17 protein-coding genes and 4 pseudogenes are annotated in these 16,392 nt (G+C 30.1%); 6 read left to right on the top strand and 15 right to left on the bottom strand.

Features of this window, described 5'->3' with window-relative positions; genetic code table 11:
- The first annotated feature begins 42 nt into the window (after positions 1–42).
- The 4 genes and pseudogenes from NMU03_RS17775 (at position 43) to NMU03_RS14440 (ending at position 2,323) form a co-directional block, all read left to right on the top strand.
- Positions 43–287: pseudogene (locus NMU03_RS17775) on the top strand (site-specific integrase).
- A pseudogene (locus NMU03_RS14430) lies at positions 272–870 on the top strand (tyrosine-type recombinase/integrase). Before NMU03_RS17775 ends, NMU03_RS14430 begins: the two co-directional pseudogenes overlap by 16 nt.
- Positions 857–2,041: a phosphopentomutase gene (locus NMU03_RS14435; RefSeq protein ID WP_290139317.1), complete on the top strand. Its 1,185-nt coding sequence runs from the start codon at positions 857–859 to the stop codon at positions 2,039–2,041. The pseudogene NMU03_RS14430 and the gene NMU03_RS14435 overlap by 14 nt, the downstream one beginning before the upstream one ends.
- 12 nt (positions 2,042–2,053) lie before the next feature.
- Entirely contained in the window at positions 2,054–2,323 is a 270-nt protein-coding gene (locus NMU03_RS14440; RefSeq protein WP_290139320.1) for a hypothetical protein, read from the top strand.
- 832 nt (positions 2,324–3,155) lie between these two features.
- On the opposite strand, the gene NMU03_RS14445 is transcribed toward NMU03_RS14440, so the two are convergent.
- The 6 genes and pseudogenes from NMU03_RS14445 to NMU03_RS14470 all read right to left on the bottom strand — a co-directional run bounded on the left by NMU03_RS14445 (position 3,156) and on the right by NMU03_RS14470 (position 8,064).
- Positions 3,156–4,367 (bottom strand): GNAT family N-acetyltransferase, encoded by a 1,212-nt coding sequence (locus NMU03_RS14445; RefSeq protein WP_290139324.1) that lies wholly within the window; start codon positions 4,365–4,367, stop codon positions 3,156–3,158.
- Positions 4,271–4,747, bottom strand: coding sequence for a hypothetical protein (locus NMU03_RS14450; protein ID WP_290139327.1), 477 nt, complete (start codon positions 4,745–4,747; stop codon positions 4,271–4,273). The genes NMU03_RS14445 and NMU03_RS14450 overlap by 97 nt, the downstream gene beginning before the upstream one ends.
- On the bottom strand, positions 4,744–5,973 hold the full coding sequence (locus NMU03_RS14455) for an ATP-binding protein (protein ID WP_290139329.1): 1,230 nt from the start codon (positions 5,971–5,973) through the stop codon (positions 4,744–4,746). The genes NMU03_RS14450 and NMU03_RS14455 overlap by 4 nt, the downstream gene beginning before the upstream one ends.
- A 44-nt stretch (positions 5,974–6,017) precedes the next feature.
- Positions 6,018–7,381, bottom strand: a pseudogene (locus NMU03_RS14460) (PFL family protein).
- 11 nt (positions 7,382–7,392) lie between these two features.
- On the bottom strand, positions 7,393–7,665 hold the full coding sequence (locus NMU03_RS14465; protein WP_290139332.1) for an ACT domain-containing protein: 273 nt from the start codon (positions 7,663–7,665) through the stop codon (positions 7,393–7,395).
- 84 nt (positions 7,666–7,749) lie between these two features.
- On the bottom strand, positions 7,750–8,064 hold the full coding sequence (locus NMU03_RS14470) for a PTS sugar transporter subunit IIB (RefSeq protein WP_290139334.1): 315 nt from the start codon (positions 8,062–8,064) through the stop codon (positions 7,750–7,752).
- A 174-nt stretch (positions 8,065–8,238) separates the two neighbouring features.
- Here NMU03_RS14470 and NMU03_RS14475 point away from each other — a divergent pair, with 174 nt between their 5' ends.
- Positions 8,239–8,775 (top strand): metallophosphoesterase, encoded by a 537-nt coding sequence (locus tag NMU03_RS14475; protein ID WP_290139336.1) that lies wholly within the window; start codon positions 8,239–8,241, stop codon positions 8,773–8,775.
- Positions 8,776–8,984: 209 nt separating this feature from the next.
- A pseudogene (locus NMU03_RS14480) lies at positions 8,985–9,101 on the top strand (transposase); the annotation flags it as partial.
- 126 nt (positions 9,102–9,227) lie between these two features.
- Here the strand turns inward: NMU03_RS14480 and NMU03_RS14485 are convergent.
- From NMU03_RS14485 to yqeH, 9 genes are all read right to left on the bottom strand, one after another.
- On the bottom strand, positions 9,228–9,584 hold the full coding sequence (locus NMU03_RS14485) for a helix-turn-helix transcriptional regulator (RefSeq protein ID WP_290139339.1): 357 nt from the start codon (positions 9,582–9,584) through the stop codon (positions 9,228–9,230).
- Between the two features lie 104 nt (positions 9,585–9,688).
- The gene (locus tag NMU03_RS14490) at positions 9,689–11,167 is read right to left on the bottom strand and encodes a DUF3656 domain-containing protein (RefSeq protein WP_290139342.1); all 1,479 of its coding nucleotides are present in this window, start codon (positions 11,165–11,167) and stop codon (positions 9,689–9,691) included.
- Positions 11,122–12,012 carry a peptidase U32 family protein gene (locus NMU03_RS14495; protein WP_290139345.1) on the bottom strand — a complete coding sequence of 297 codons (891 nt, stop codon included), beginning with the start codon at positions 12,010–12,012 and terminating at the stop codon, positions 11,122–11,124. The genes NMU03_RS14490 and NMU03_RS14495 overlap by 46 nt, the downstream gene beginning before the upstream one ends.
- 33 nt (positions 12,013–12,045) lie before the next feature.
- A complete protein-coding gene (locus tag NMU03_RS14500; protein ID WP_290139347.1) occupies positions 12,046–12,741 on the bottom strand; it encodes a 5'-methylthioadenosine/adenosylhomocysteine nucleosidase in 696 nt (231 codons plus the stop codon).
- A complete protein-coding gene (locus NMU03_RS14505) occupies positions 12,738–13,457 on the bottom strand; it encodes a class I SAM-dependent DNA methyltransferase (protein WP_290139350.1) in 720 nt (239 codons plus the stop codon). Before NMU03_RS14505 ends, NMU03_RS14500 begins: the two co-directional genes overlap by 4 nt.
- Positions 13,454–13,801: a ribosome silencing factor gene (gene rsfS / locus NMU03_RS14510; RefSeq protein WP_290139352.1), complete on the bottom strand. Its 348-nt coding sequence runs from the start codon at positions 13,799–13,801 to the stop codon at positions 13,454–13,456. The genes NMU03_RS14505 and rsfS overlap by 4 nt, the downstream gene beginning before the upstream one ends.
- Positions 13,798–14,901 (bottom strand): nicotinate (nicotinamide) nucleotide adenylyltransferase, encoded by a 1,104-nt coding sequence (nadD, locus tag NMU03_RS14515; RefSeq protein WP_290139355.1) that lies wholly within the window; start codon positions 14,899–14,901, stop codon positions 13,798–13,800. The genes rsfS and nadD overlap by 4 nt, the downstream gene beginning before the upstream one ends.
- A complete protein-coding gene (gene yhbY / locus NMU03_RS14520) occupies positions 14,898–15,185 on the bottom strand; it encodes a ribosome assembly RNA-binding protein YhbY (RefSeq protein ID WP_290139358.1) in 288 nt (95 codons plus the stop codon). The genes nadD and yhbY overlap by 4 nt, the downstream gene beginning before the upstream one ends.
- A 17-nt stretch (positions 15,186–15,202) precedes the next feature.
- Entirely contained in the window at positions 15,203–16,303 is a 1,101-nt protein-coding gene (gene yqeH / locus NMU03_RS14525) for a ribosome biogenesis GTPase YqeH (RefSeq protein WP_290139361.1), read from the bottom strand.
- Positions 16,304–16,392: the final 89 nt, after the last annotated feature.

A 16,392-nucleotide genomic window follows, 5' to 3' on the forward strand; every position in this document is an offset into this window, starting at 1 on the left:
AAAAATTATAGTCAACATACTGTTGAAGCCTATCAAAGAGATATTGAACAATTTCTTGATTTTACTTTCCAAACATTTCAAGTTCAGCAAATCGAAGATGTGACAAAAGATCATGTTCATGCTTATTTAAAAAAGAACGTCAAAAACTCAGTGATACAACTATTGATCGCCATATGATTTCATTAAGACAGTTTTATCAATTCTTAATGAAAGAAAGATTTGTAACACAAAATATAATGAGTTCATTTGATATGCCTAAACGTAAAAAAATTTGCCACAGGTCTTAAGTGAACAGGAAATCATAACATTATTAGAATCAATTGAAGTCAAAGATGCTATTTCTTCACGCAATCGTTGTATGGTAGAAATTTTATATGGCTGTGGTTTGCGAGTTAGTGAAATGTGCCATTTGACAATTCAAAACATTAATATTCATAAAGGATTTGTAAGATGTATAGGAAAAGGTAATAAAGAAAGAATTGTTCCTATGAATGATAACTGTGGGTTCTTATTAAAGGAGTATGTTGAAACTTATCGTGATGAATTATGTTTAAGTGGTGCAACACCATATTTATTTGTAACACAAAAAGGAAAACAGATGACAAGAGATGATTTTTATCATATTCTTCAAAAAATTGTAAAAAAAGTCATTTATCCAAACACATAAGTCCACATACATTACGCCATACTTTTGCAACACATTTATTAGAGCATGATGCTGATTTGCGATCTATTCAGGAAATGTTAGGGCATAGTGATATTTCAACAACAACAATATATACACATGTTTCTCAAAGTAAAGCCATACAAGATTATCGTCAATTACATCCTAGAATGCAAGAAAGGAATAAGAAAAATGGAAAAATATAAACGTGTATTTTTAATAGTTTTAGATTCATTAGGAATAGGAGAGGCACATGATGCTGAAAAATTTGATGATTTAGGAGCAAATACATTAGCTCATATTTGTGAAAAAGTAGGGGGATTGGATGTTCCATGTATGGAAGGCATGGGATTAGGTAATATTGGCCAATTTCAAGGCATTCATGCTTTAAAAAAGCAACTTGCTTATACAGCTCGACTTGAAGAAGTTTCTAATGGAAAAGATACAATGACAGGTCATTGGGAAATGATGGGATTACATATCACAAAACCTTTTAAAACATTTACTGATACAGGTTTCCCTCAAGAATTCATTGATTTATTTGAAGCAAAAACAGGACGTAAATGTGTTGGAAATTATGCAGAAAGTGGAACTAAAATCTTAGATGACTGGGGAGAACATCAAATTAAGACAGGAGATTGGATTGTCTATACTTCAGCTGATTCTGTATTCCAAATTGCTGCTAATGAAGAAGTGATACCATTAGAAGAACTCTATAAAGCTTGTGAAATAGCAAGAGAAATTGCAATGGATGATAGATGGAAAGTTGGACGTATTATTGCTAGACCATATATTGGAAAAAAGAAAGGTGAATTTGTAAGAACTGCCAATCGTCATGATTTAGCTTTAAAACCGTTTGGAAAAACAGTTTTGGATAGTTTAAAAGAAAATAAAATTGAAGTCATTGGTATTGGTAAAATACCTGATATTTTTGTAGATCAAGGAATAACACGTAAAGTGAAAACTGTTTCTAATCATGATGGTATGGAAAAGACTATTGAAATTGCTAAAGAAGAATTTACTGGTTTAGCTTTCTTAAATTTAGTAGATTTCGATGCGGTTTATGGACATAGAAGAAATCCCGAAGGATATGGACAAGCAATCGTTGAATTTGATCAACAGCTTGAACAATTATTATATCATTTAAATAGTGATGATTTACTTATGATTACAGCAGACCATGGAAATGATCCTACATATAAAGGAACTGATCATACTCGTGAAAATGTACCATTAATTATTTATAGCAAATCATTACAAATGCCAAAACATTTGGGATTACAAAAAAGCTATGCAGTAATTGGTGCAACAATCGCAGATAATTTTGGTGTAGAAAATCCAGGTATTGGAACTTCATTATTAGATAAAATTATCTAGGAGAAGGATCTCATGGAATTTCAAGAAATAAGACGTGCCATCATGATGACTCTTGGTGGCACTTTGATTGGTGCATTACTCTATATTTTTAGCATATCTCTCGCTAACCAAGGAATAATTATCACACATTATTTGATTGCAATGATTTTATATATTTGTTCATTTTTAGCAGCTTTTCGTCAATCTAAAAAAGCTAACACTTATATTTTTACATATATTTTCATTCTTATCGCTATAATAGCCTTTATAACTACGTATTCATTTATTACAATATGTCTATAAAAATCACATAATATATATTATACGAAGTTAATGATATATTTAGTTTTAATGATGAAGTGATAATATGTTTAAAAAAGACTATAGCTATTGCATTGGTAATTATAACTATAATTATTTTAGGTTCAGCATTATTTATATCTTCTCTTTTTGTCAATGTTAATGATATTCATAATTATGATAATGTCACAACTTTTGAGAGATATGCAAATATACCCTATTACGAGTTATATGACTTTGATTCATACATGAATGATAAACAAAAAAATTATTGTTGAATCAAAATGATAAATTTGTCCTTCATTATGTCGATACAATTCCCTATGAATACTATTATCAAGAAGAGGATTGTTATACAACATATTTAGTAACTTATGCTACACCTAATCATTCTTAAACGTAGATGTAAGTTCGTGTACACAAATTGGCAAGTCCTATCTTTCTTACTATCTTGATGAAGATATTGACGAATTGCAATTCACGGTCTATGTTGATCAGCTAAAATATCGTATTGTATTTCAAAATAGTCATAACTGAACAGAAGAAGAACTTTTTCAAATTGTAAAAGAATATGTCCAATTAAATAATACTTTACACTAAAGGCTGTAACATTACAGTCTCTTTTTATTTATTCAAGTCATTGATATCCCTCTACTATCACTGTATTTAAGATAACGTTTTTAAATTCTTAATAAAACAAGAAGCATGATGCTTCTTGTTTAATAAACTTCATTAATATATTTTGCAGGTTCTATACAATCTTGAGTAAGTTGATTATTCATCATTGTAATAACATTTTGAGATTCAGAGTTAAAATGAACAGTCATATCACATTCTAGTATAATTTTTTTAGAAATATTCTTAAAATAAGATAACATTTGTAAAAGAGCCTCTTTTTTAAATAAATAACCTCGTTTATAAAAATACTGTCTTCATCTTCGTGATATATCAAATAGCCTAAATCTTCAAATATAACAATTTGATCATCAAAACTTTCACATCGTTTTAATAATAAATCCCAATAAGAAAGTGAACGTATACGATATTCATCAAAATTTTTAACAAATTCATTATAATATATTTCCAACAGATTCAAATCATGACTTATTTTTAAATCAGGACAATCCTTAAGCATCTCTTGATGAATAGGCATAACTTGATGATAATGTGAAGCATAGAAGCCAAAAGGACGATAAATTTCAGGATGATAAGCCTGTAAATATATATTTTGCCCTTCATATTCATTTAAAACGAATTGTAGTAGTTTTTTCATCATTCCCTGTTTTTGACAATATGGATGTGTACAAACGCCTAATATAAAATAACAATCTTCAACAATGCTGTTTTTCATGATAGACATTGGAACAATTTGCAAAGCTGAAATGATTTGAGAATTATTTTTTAAAACATAGGTATTCTCTTTTTGATATAATTCTTGAAAATAGAAATGAGTTGATTTCTCTGTTTCATCTTGAAAACATGTTTTCCATAAATCAATAATTTGTTGTTGGTCTTCAGCTTCAGCCTTTTGAATCATTGTTTGATTTTCATAAATACGATATTTATAAATCATCTTAACAGGGTGCAGTGATTGTTTAGAACGACGTAAGTTTTCTAATCCCATATCTTCTTCTCTATTCACCCATTTTTCATCATGATAATGATGATCAAGAAATTCTTTTAAAATAGCTGGATAAAGACCTCTAATATCTTTGTTCGCTTTTTCCACGTGGATTTGAATAGTCGAATGATTTAATTGCGATGCTATAATAAAGGCTTCTAATTGATCATGAATAAAAATACCTCCGATATGAAATGGTAAAAGATTTTGAGATGATAATAATGACATAATACCTCTGACTTCACTTATCATAGATTCACTCATTTCATCTTTATCCCCTTCCCACTTATTTAAACAAGTGAGAATAGTGTCAAAATCCTTGATTAAATCTAAATCACGATACTGGTAATCAGGATAGTTTTTGATAAATGCATTGTAATGATTACGTCTTTTTTGCATTTTCTTACCTGAAAGTGTTTGAAGCATATTTTTATCATAAATATAATCATCATTATAAGGTGTTCTTTCAAATAAATATTGGTTTGAAAAATCACTTTTTTAATATTTGCAACAAAATCTTCTACAGCACAATCAATCATAAATGGAAAATTATGTTCATGACTATATTGTTTCATATACATCAATGCTTCTTTGTAATGTTCAGGAGTTGTAAAAGGCATAGCCCAAAAATATATATTTTTATAGCAATGTAACATGATAAGAAAATTTTCATGGATTTCATATTGAATATGATATTCATGGTTCCACATCATCATTGTCACAAAATTTGAATTATAGCCTTCATAATTGGCTTTTTCTAAATAAGGTTGAATAATTGAATAATCTTCTAATGTTAATTGTTTCATGATTGTTGAGAAAGCAGCATATGAATAAACTGTTTTGCTGTTCTTCCTGAAAAACCTCCATTTCTTATTTCCCATTGTAATGCTAATTCATGTAACTGATCAATAGGCATTTCTAAATGATAACTTTTAGCTAAAGCATCAATAATATCCAAATAATGTTGTTTATTAGGATGAATATACATGATTTGAACTCCAAAGCGAGAAACTAATGATAGTTTTTCTTGCATTGCATCATTGTTATTAATTTCTTGATCATGATTACGATCATTCCATGTTTCTTTGATTAAATGTCTTCGATTGCTTGTTGCATAGATAAGAATATTATCAGGTTTCTTTTCCAATCCACCCTCAATAACTGCTTTCAAATACTTGTATTCGACTTCAAATTCTTCAAATGATAAATCATCCATAAAAATAATAAAGCGATAATGCCTATTTTGCAGTTCATTGATAATTTGTGGTAATGATATAAATTGATGCTTATAAACTTCCACCATTCTTAGTCCATCTTTGTAATAGCGATTCAAAAGTGCTTTAATACTACTTGATTTTCCAGTCCCACTATCACCATATAATAAAACATTATTGGCTTTCTGTCCTTTTAAAAACGCTTCTGTATTGGTCATCAAACGTTCTTTTTGACTTTCATAACCTATTAATTGTTCTAAAGTATTATTACCAATATGATCAATTTGTATAATTTGATTATTTAAATAACGGAAAGCTTTATTTAAACCATATTTTCCTACACCATATTGATAATAATGATTATATAATATTTGATAGAATTCTTCCACTGAAGTGCTTTGTGAAAGTCTAATTTGTAAATTTGTTAATAAATCAAAAATTTCTTGATTAATAATTGTTGAACTATTAGTAAAATCATAAAATAAATCATTATATAATGAATGGAGAGATGAAAAATCATGATGATAAATATGATAAAGATATTCAAAATCATGGCAGACAACCTTTTTTAATGAAACAGAAATGTCCTTTTTTCTTTCCAATGCTAAAGTAAAAGTATTTTCATGATAAGCTAATAAATACGTTAATAAACTTTGAAATAATTGTCCATGTAATTCATATTTTTCAGCTAGAATTAATAAATCAGATATAAATTCAGATTCATCAATAAGTGATTCATCTTCTACAAAAGATAAACATTTTAAAACAATTGGATCTTTTGAAATATTTTTATAAATAATAAGTTGATCATTTAACATCATTATTCTCCCTTGTAAAAAAAGACGAATATATCGTCTTTTTGTTAATTTTTAAAACTATGGATAGGCGCAGGAATACGTCCACCTCGATCAATAAATTCGTCACATGAAAATGGATTGACAGGCATAATAGGTGCGTACCCCAATAGACCACCAAATTCGACTCTTTCCCCTACATCTTTTCCAATGACTGGAATAATACGTACAGCTGTTGTTTTTTGATTAATCATACCAATAGCCATTTCATCAGCAATAATACCAGCGATTGTTTTCTTTGATGTCTTTCCTGGAATAGCAATCATATCTAAACCAACTGAACAAACACAAGTCATAGCTTCTAACTTTTCTAATGTTAAAGCACCTGCTTCCACAGCATCAATCATTCCTTGATCTTCACTCACTGGAATAAATGCTCCTGAAAGTCCTCCAACATAAGAGGAAGCCATAACTCCACCCTTTTTCACTTGGTCATTTAAAATAGCTAAAGCAGCTGTTGTACCTGGCGCACCAACTCTTTCTAGTCCCATTTCAGTTAAGCAATCAGCAATACTATCTCCTACAGCAGGTGTAGGTGCTAAAGAGAGGTCAATAATCCCAAATGGAATATTTAATGCTGCCGCAGCTTCTCTAGCAACAAGTTGTCCAACTCTTGTAATTTTGAATGCCGTCTTTTTCACAATTTCACATAACTCACCAAAGTCTTTTCCTTTTGCTGTTTGAATTGCTTTTCTGACAACGCCTGGGCCACTAACACCCACATTAATAATAGCATCCGTTTCACTGACACCATGGAAAGCACCAGCCATAAAAGGATTATCATCAGGTGCATTACAAAATACTACAAATTTTGCACAACCAATGGAATCTTGCTCTTGTGTAAGCAAAGCAGTTTCTTTAATAATTTCTCCAACTAATTTTACTGCATCCATATTAATTCCTGTTTTTGTTGAACCAACATTTACAGAACTACATACTAATTCTGTTTCTTTCATCGCTTGAGGAATAGATTGAATTAATAATTTTTCGGCAGCTGTCATTCCTTTTGAAACAATAGCACTATATCCTCCTATAAAATTCACACCAACAGTATGTGCACAACGATCTAAAGTTTTAGCAATCTTGACAAAATCATCTGTTGTATGGCATGCAGCCGCACCTATAAGTCCAATTGGTGTGACAGAAATTCTTTTATTGACAATAGGAATACCATATTTTTTTCAATACTTTCTCCTGTTTTAACCAGATCAGCTGCAACGCTTGTAATTTTTTGATAAATATTTTGACATAAAACATCTATATCGGCATCGATACAATCAATCAGACTAATTCCAATCGTGATGGTACGCACATCTAAGTTTTCTTGTTCAATCATCTTATTTGTTTCATTAACTTCAAATAAATTAATCATTCTATGCCTCCTTAGATTCTATGCATTTTATTAAAAATATCTTCATGCTGTAATTTAATATAAACGCCAATATGTTGACCTAGCGTTTCTAATTGATCACTCACATCAGCAAATGATTCTTTTGACGAAGACATATCAACAATCATCATCATATTAAAATATCCATCTAATATTGTTTGTGAAATATCTAATATATTAATATTTGTTTTTGCTAAAGCTTGACAGACTTGAGCAATAATTCCTACCTGATCTTTTCCCACAACTGTTATAATTGCTTTTTCCATTTTTCATCCTCCTGATTTTTTTAACATTATAACAAACAATATATAAAAAAGAAAGAAAAAAGGAGCCTAAGCTCCTTTAAGGGATTATTTTAATAAAGATAAAGCTTTTTCGAATACGGCTTTACCGTTCATTGTTCCATAATCTCTCATATCGATGACATCTACAGGAATTGCACCAGCTTTTCTACCAGCAGCTAATTTTTCAATAGCAGCTTTTTGGAATCTAACTTGTGGGCCAAGTAAGATGACATCAACTTCTTCTAATACTCTAGGTGCATCAGAGAATGGTAATGCAAAGATTTTGCATTCAACACCAGCATCTTTAGCAGCAGCTTCCATTTTAGTAACTAATAAACTTGTAGACATTCCTGCAGAACATACTAATAAAATAGTTTTCATATTTCTTACTCCCTTTCTTATTATTACAATATATATTGTAACAATTTTTACGGGAATTGTAAACACTTACGGGCAAAAATTTTCTATTTGAGAAAATCATTTGATTTCATCAATATAAAAATGATTTTATGAAACAAATATGATAAAATATTGATAAAGAAAAGAGATGATAAAGTGAAATTATTAGTTATAAGTGATAGTCATTTATATGGAAACCATTTACAGCGAGTTGTTGATCAATATCAATCACAAGTAGATTATATGATTCATTGTGGAGACTCATCATTACCTATGGATGATCCCTATATTCAAAAGTTTGATATTGTTGTAAGAGGAAATCATGATGATGCTCCCTATCCTATTTATCAAACATTTCAAAACATTTGTGTCACACATGGTCATTTTTATGGTGTTTATTTTGGATATGATCAATTGATTCAATTATGCCAACAAGAACATTGCTATCTTTGTTTACATGGTCATACACATGTTCCAACATATCAAAAACATCAAGATATCCTATTTGTAAATCCTGGTAGCTTAATGATGAATCGTGGCAGCTACGGCTATGGTACATATGCTTTAATTGATATGCACGAAAAAAATATTCAAGTAGAATTCCATCATTGTCAAACTGATGATTTGTGTAAACAGGATATCATAAATGAAGGACTTGAACTTTTAGAAGAATTTAAAGAATTATTAAAATAAAAAGAAATTAGTATTTTCGCTAATTTCTTTTTATTCTAATATTCATACTAGTATGAATATATTGACATTAGTTAGTTGAGCGTACAAAGTATACGAAATAAAAAACCATCTGCTATGAGGGTGGAGCTATAAAAAGTTATACAAAAATATCACCTTTCCATTATAATGATAGCTTTAACACTTTCATTTTAATGGAAAGGTGATAAAGTATGGCTCAAAAAACAAATTCTTTAGCATGTACGAAGTGGATGTGCAAATATCACATCGTCTTCACTCCAAAGTATAGACGAAAAGTGATTTATAATCAACTAAGAAATGACATAGGATAGATATTAAATAGAAGACATCTTGAGGGATAGTGAGAGTCAAAAGCGATAGCTTGAACGAAGTGAAAGCAGCGTCTTTAGACGCGAGCAAGTAACAAAGGCTTATAGTCGCAGAGAAAACCACGCCTAAAAGGCGTGGTTTTTATTGATGATTTTTATTTTTTCTTCAACCCTTTTACGTTTATACTCAATGATAAACATAACTTCTTTTAAGTCATCATCAGGTAATTCAGTAAGTAAACGTGCAATATTTGCAATATTATAATAATCATATTTTTTTCCACTCATAATTTCTTCCACACTTCTTCCATAAAGATGTGAAAGAATTTTTAATTCACTGACAGTGACATCTCTTTTTCCGTTTTCAATATCTGAAATAGCAGAATGAGGTACATTCAAATGGGAAGCCACTTCTTTTTGAGTGAGATGTTTAAAATTACGATAAACCTTCAATCTTTTTGCCAAATCCATATCTATTGCCATAAAGTCACCTCCATGTTTTTATTATATCATGAATAAAAAACGATAGCAATTTAGAATATGAAAAAAATATTTTTATGAAAGACATAAATAGAACCTTTTCAACATTATTCTTTAAAATATCCAAAAGTGAATTTTATTTTTTGTCGAATATTGTCTAATGATTGATAATTCATAAAATTATCCATAATCCATTTTACCCTTTGTTTATCTTCATTAGTAAATTGAATAAAATATCCTCCCACTGATAGCTGTTTCCAATGTTCATAATACAAAGTATGTGCATTTAATAAATGCATACGACACTGTTCATCAACCATGATATCAAAAATTTCTCTTTTACGATCTTTTAAAGCAAATGATCCCTGTTTACACATTTGGCAATTTTTATTTTGATATCCAAAATAATATTGTGAAATAGGACAATATTCACTGATCATATTTGTTGTTTTACCAAATATTTCAACTATGCAATGAGATAAATCTGTTTTCAATTGTTTCATTTCTTGTGATGACATTTCTAAAGAAACAAGAAATGGATGTTGATAGTGGTTTGTGGCATATGAATTATAGATATTGAGTCCATGTCCAGCTATTAAATTTTTATCATGAAAGGCTTGATATGCACCATAATCATTAACAATAATTGTTTGTATTTGAGAATAAATATCTGATTTCAAGATAGTTTGAATATCATTATCCTTCATAACTTGTGAAGTCATCATTATTAATGTTTTATGATGTTTTAAACAGACATCATAGGCTTTATCAATATCTTTTTGATAGGGATAAACAATATTATCAATAGGATATTCAATAACAACTTCTAATTGTTCAAGAGAATGAACAGCTACATAGAATTGAGGTTGATTGAAAGACCCATGATATGATAATTGTGGTGTGTTTTGAATGGAATGATGATGAATTTTTTGAGTGGAAAGCTGATTTATTAATAAATCACAAGCATTTCTACGCATTTCGTTCAATTCTTTAATTGGCATTGATAAGCCTTCATCACAATCACTATAAAAACTGTTAAGTTCAAAAGGAGTTGATCCAAGTTTAGATAATTGTTGATAAATACGTTGTTGATCTAATGGTGTTTGTTTCGCTTTTTCAACATTTTGTGTTGATTTCACAATAACATGATGGTTATCTTTTTCTATAGTGAGTTTAGCAAGCTCACCTATCTTCGCTTCAAAATTCATCGTTACAGGAATTTTACGCATTGCTTTTTGATAAGTCTTTTGCATTCTTTCCATAACAATTTTATCTAATGTCTTTCTAACAAGTCCCTTATCAACATAATAATCAAATTCAATTTCAATAACCTCATCTGGATTCGCTTCTTTTACTAATTGATTTTTTAAATATATTTTATTGACTGGACGTCCCTTATCAATGTTTTCAAAGACAATGCTATCACCTTGTAGAAGTGATTTGTACAAACGAATTCCTACTCTTTTTTGTTTTTTATGGTAATATAAAACTTCCCCGATAACATAACCTTTATGTCCAGAATAATCACCATCAACAATCTTTACATCATGTTGTAAATATCCTGAAGTATAATTACGATTAAACATGGCTTGCATATCTTGAATATAGGGTTGGAAATCAATTTTTTCTTTTGATAATATGCATCGATAGCTTGACGATATGCTCTTGTCACACTAGCAACGTATTCTGGTCTTTTCATTCGCCCCTCAATTTTTAAAGATGATACACACGCTTCAATCAATGAATCAATATGTTCAATCGTCATCATATCTTTTGGTGATAATAAAAATGGGTATCGTTCTGGTAAAGTTTTTCCATCTTTTAATAATTGATATTGCAAACGACAAGGTTGTGCACATTGTCCCCTATTGCCACTACGCTTTCCAATCATACTACTCATTAAACATTGTCCTGAATAGCAAACACACATTGCTCCATGGACAAAAACTTCAATTTCAATATCGGTTTGACGACATATTCTTTGTATTTCTTCAATAGTATTTTCACGTGCCAAAACAACACGACTAGCCCCACATTTTTCAAAATAATGAACACCATAACTATTCATAATAGATGCCTGTGTACTCATATGAATTTCAAAATCAGGAAATAAGGAACGTACTAAATCAAACAGACCTATGTCTTGAATAATGAGCGCATCAACTTGATAATCATATAGCTTTTTTAGATAAGATATTAAAGCATCCATCTCACTATCTTTGTACAATGTATTCATTGTTACATAGATTTTTACACCATATAAATGAGCATAGGAAACAGCCCATTGTAATTGTGCATCATCAAAGTTTTTCGCATAAGCTCGCGCACTAAATAATGTTCCACCCAAATAAATAGCATCAGCACCATTTTGTACTGCCGCTATCAACGATTCCTGATCACCTGCAGGAGCTAATAATTCAATCTTTTTCATGACTTCTCCTCCTTAAAAAAGCAATAACCATGGTTATTGCATCCATACTGAAACAAGACGATAACACATTTTTGCTGAAGCTTGACTTGCTTTTTTCAAATATTCATCAAATTGAATGTGATTATCACCTTTTTGAAAAATATCACTTAAAGATCGTGTAATAATAAATGGTATTTTGAAAACATGACAAACCTGAGCGATTGAAGCAGCTTCCATTTCTGCACACATAGCATCAGGGAAATGTTTTTGAATCGTCAAAACCTGATCTTCACGACAAATAAACTGATCTCCAGAAACAATGAGTCCTAGATGATAAGGTTGTTGAGAATTTTGTAAAATCATTTCTACTTGTTTTAAAGCACCTTTATCTGGTTGAAAAACACATGGCATACCTGGTACTTCTCCTAATGTTCGTCCAAACGCTGTAATATCAACATCATGATGCAAAACACCAGTTGATACCACCACATCACCAACATTTTGATTCAACTTAAGTCCTCCTGCTGAACCAATATTAATCACAAAATGAATATCATATTGTGATAATAATAGAGTTGTTGAAACAGCGGCATTAACTTTACCAATACCACCTTGAACAAGAACCACAGGTTTTTCATTCATTGTTCCTTCATAAAAAGTATAGCCTTGATTAACTTGCGTTTGAGAGACTTGCATAAGTTCTAAAATAGCTGCAACTTCTTCTTCCATCGCACCAATTATTCCAATCATTTCTCATTCCCCTTTCGACACACAAAAATGATTCTTTCACAATCATCATGATAGCTTGAAAAATCACTAAAATATTCAACTGCTTTAAAACCAACCTCATTTAACCAATATAAATATTGAGAAACTGGATATGTTTTTTGATAATGATCTTCATCAACAATATCTCCATTCAATTTATCTTCGATATAAACATGATGATGAACATAACCATCATCAATTTTTTCAACTTTCCATTCAAATACAAATTCTTCATCTTCTTCTTTTTCATGATAATCTTTTAAAATAACATTCATTTTATATAAACTATCAATATCAAAAATAAACGTTCCCTGATTATTTAAAGACTGAAATACATTTTGAAATGTTTGAATAATCTGTTGTGGTTCTAACAAATAATTCATCGAATCACATAGACATAAAATCAAATCAACGGGACGAGATAAAGTGAAATCAGACATATCTACCCTTTGTAAAACAAGATTAACATTTTGTTCAATGGCTTTTTGCTTAGCCACTTCCAACATATCACTAGACAAATCAGAAGCATAAACAGTTTTGTGATTTTTAGCTAGACGAATGGCCATTTCTCCTGTTCCACAACCTAATTCAAAAACCTCTTCAAACTGGCATTGTTGTAATATAAACTGGTAGTAATCCTCGTAAAACTGGTCATCCATTAAACTATCATAATAATAGGCAAAATTTTCATAACTCATTTTGCTAACATTCCTTCAACATTAATACGTGGCATATCGCCCCATAATTTTTCTAGATTATAGCTTTCTCTTTCAGAACCTTCAAATATATGACAAACAATATCTCCTAAATCAATCAAAATCCATTTTGAATTTCTTAAACCTTCAATACTCTTGACTTCATAGTTATGCTTTGCACATTCCTCTTTAATATTTTCTGTAATAGCCTGCATTAAACGTTCATTGCTGGCAGTACATAGAACAAAAGTATCAAACATAGGACTCACATCACGCATATCAATCGCTGTGATATGCGTTGCTAGTTTATCATCCATCGCTTTAACAACACATTCTAATTTTGTCATTTATTTTTCCCCTTTCGCAACATAAAAATCGTAAATTTCATAAAAACATTCATCAATCTCTCTGTTCTTCTTTTTGAGAATTCATAAAAATCAATTAAAGAATTTCTAAATCCTTGATGAATATCATGAAGACATATTTCAATTTGTTTAGATGAATCATATCCTCTTAATGGATCTAATTTATCAGCAACATATAAGCATTTCCCAATTGGTGATATGCCTATAGAAGCAGTTGTATGATCTTCAATTGCTTTTAAAACAACTGCATCATCTATCAAAAATTCATGTTCACTGACATAACGTGACAACCATTGATGCCAGATAGGATAAGGTTTGGCTAAATATTCAGAAAAATGCTTTTCCATTATTTTTTGTGCCATATCTTTATCCATTTCTTTAGCTACATCATGCATTATACCAGCAATATAGGCTTGCCTTGAATCCAAATGATTAGCCTTAGCAATCTTTTTTGCCAACTTTGCAACACTACATGTATGTTTCCAACGTTTTTCTTTCATTCGTGAACTGACCATTGTTTCCAAATATAAACCATGATAAGAAATATAACGTAATACATTGCTGTCGAGCATTTCGATATGTCCATTTCTAACATCACTGCTTGAAGCATACACAGGTTGATTCTCTAATAACTGAAAATGATATTTATTTATAATATCTAAATGAGGTTGATATCCTCCTCTTTGAAATGCTATAAGATGAACAAGTTGAGATATTCTTTTGGCTTTTTTCCATTGATCAAAGGCATTCGCTTGATCCATCCCCATAATATAGTAATATTGAACATCAGGATGCTGGTGAATTAATTTTTCAATTGTATGAATTGTATAATTTTTATCTTCTCCCCCATCTTCTATTTCAATTGTATTGATTGTTAGAGAGGGATAATCTTGAATCGCTATACGAATCATTTCTATTCTATCTTGAGCACTTGCACAGCTTTGATTCTTCCATGGATTATGACGAGTTGGAATCAATTGGACTTCATCTAAATGAAGTTGTTCAATCGCACACATAGCAATTTCTACATGAGCTTTATGAATGGGATCAAAACTCCCACCAAACAATCCTATTCTTTTCATGGCAAACGATAAATTCTTTCATCACTTTGTTTATATAAAACGATTGTACGACCAATAATTTGAACAACTTCAGCTTTTGTATGCATACTTAATTCTAACGCTACATTATGAACATCCTCTGGACAATTATCTAATATTTTTACTTTCAATAATTCATGTGTTTCTAAAGCTGCTAAAATTCCTTTTATTTGATTTTCAGAAACACCATCTTTTCCAACTTGAAAAATAGCTTTTAAATGATGGGCTTCGTTTCTTAAATATCTTTTTTGCTTACCTGTTAACATATCTCTCTTTCCTTTCTTTATATAATTGCTTCTCTTATTGTCACTAGAATCTGAGGTGGAACATGTACTTTCACTTTTCCACCTTGTGAACTGATTGTGATAAATCCTAAACCTGAAATCACAATATCACATTTTCCAGGTTTCAAGCTAAAATCATATGTTTTCATATCTTTTATTGTTTTCATGCCATCAAGCTCTAGCGTAAAAGTCTTATGTCGATCATATAACGCATCAGCATTGATTGTTTTCGTACGATGAATTTTCAGTTGACGAGAAAAATATGTAATAAAACTTGCCTGGGCACCACTTATATAATCTATTCTTCCCAATCCATCAAAATAAATCGTTTGTTTTTCTTGTAATTGGAAACCTATTGGTCTTAATTCACTTTGTGGCATCATTTTCTTTAAATCTTCAGGTTCTATAAAATGCGTCATTTGATTTTCATTGATAATACCTGGTGTATCATATAAACAAGAATTTTCATCCAATGGTATTTCAATAAAATCAAGAGTTGTTCCTGGAAATTCTGAAACAGTAATTAAATTTTGATCTTCTACTTGTGCATAATGTTTCAATAAAGCATTAATAAAAGTTGATTTTCCAACATTTGTAACACCCACCACATAAATATCACGATGCTTACGATATGCCATCATAGCATCATAAATCTTATCCATATTCATGTTTTTCTTAGCACTGGTAATGATGACATCAACAGGTTTAATCCCCTCTTCTTTTAATTGTCTTCTTACCCAGTGTTCAAGCTTACGTTCTTTGACTGATTTAGGTAAAAGATCGCGTTTATTTGCTAAAACGAGGACATCATTATAACCAATATGTCGAAGTAATCCTGGTATACGACTACCTTCAAAATCAAATAAGTCAATCATATAAACAACTAGACAATCTTTTTCACCAATATGATCTAATAAATTTAAAAAATCATCTTTTGTGAGTGTTGTTGTCTGTAACTTATGATAATTCTTTAATTGAAAACATCTTTGACATAAAATATGTTCTCTTTGTGATGCATTTTTAGGAACATAACCAATATGTTTTTCATTATCACTTTGAATAATGGCTCCACAACCATAACATTTTTTTATTTCTTCCATATATACCTTCCTTCTTGATTATTGTATACCATTTCCTTTTTTATGAAAAGAGATAAACATAAACATCGACAAATTTCATATAATATTGT

Origin of the sequence: Allocoprobacillus halotolerans (assembly GCF_024399475.1) — a bacterium.
Taxonomy (GTDB): Bacteria; Bacillota_I; Bacilli_A; order Erysipelotrichales; family Coprobacillaceae; genus Allocoprobacillus; species Allocoprobacillus halotolerans.

Coding starts and splice junctions, on each gene's coding strand:
- NMU03_RS14435 (WP_290139317.1), top strand. CDS start 857: ATGGAAAAATATAAACGTGTATTTTTAATAGTTTTAGATTCATTAGGA.
- NMU03_RS14440 (WP_290139320.1), top strand. CDS start 2,054: ATGGAATTTCAAGAAATAAGACGTGCCATCATGATGACTCTTGGTGGC.
- NMU03_RS14445 (WP_290139324.1), bottom strand. CDS start 4,367: ATGCTTCAAACACTTTCAGGTAAGAAAATGCAAAAAAGACGTAATCAT.
- NMU03_RS14450 (WP_290139327.1), bottom strand. CDS start 4,747: ATGAAACAATTAACATTAGAAGATTATTCAATTATTCAACCTTATTTA.
- NMU03_RS14455 (WP_290139329.1), bottom strand. CDS start 5,973: ATGTTAAATGATCAACTTATTATTTATAAAAATATTTCAAAAGATCCA.
- NMU03_RS14465 (WP_290139332.1), bottom strand. CDS start 7,665: ATGGAAAAAGCAATTATAACAGTTGTGGGAAAAGATCAGGTAGGAATT.
- NMU03_RS14470 (WP_290139334.1), bottom strand. CDS start 8,064: ATGAAAACTATTTTATTAGTATGTTCTGCAGGAATGTCTACAAGTTTA.
- NMU03_RS14485 (WP_290139339.1), bottom strand. CDS start 9,584: ATGGCAATAGATATGGATTTGGCAAAAAGATTGAAGGTTTATCGTAAT.
- NMU03_RS14490 (WP_290139342.1), bottom strand. CDS start 11,167: ATGTTTAATCGTAATTATACTTCAGGATATTTACAACATGATGTAAAG.
- NMU03_RS14495 (WP_290139345.1), bottom strand. CDS start 12,012: ATGAAAAAGATTGAATTATTAGCTCCTGCAGGTGATCAGGAATCGTTG.
- NMU03_RS14500 (WP_290139347.1), bottom strand. CDS start 12,741: ATGATTGGAATAATTGGTGCGATGGAAGAAGAAGTTGCAGCTATTTTA.
- NMU03_RS14505 (WP_290139350.1), bottom strand. CDS start 13,457: ATGAGTTATGAAAATTTTGCCTATTATTATGATAGTTTAATGGATGAC.
- rsfS (WP_290139352.1), bottom strand. CDS start 13,801: ATGACAAAATTAGAATGTGTTGTTAAAGCGATGGATGATAAACTAGCA.
- nadD (WP_290139355.1), bottom strand. CDS start 14,901: ATGAAAAGAATAGGATTGTTTGGTGGGAGTTTTGATCCCATTCATAAA.
- yhbY (WP_290139358.1), bottom strand. CDS start 15,185: ATGTTAACAGGTAAGCAAAAAAGATATTTAAGAAACGAAGCCCATCAT.
- yqeH (WP_290139361.1), bottom strand. CDS start 16,303: ATGGAAGAAATAAAAAAATGTTATGGTTGTGGAGCCATTATTCAAAGT.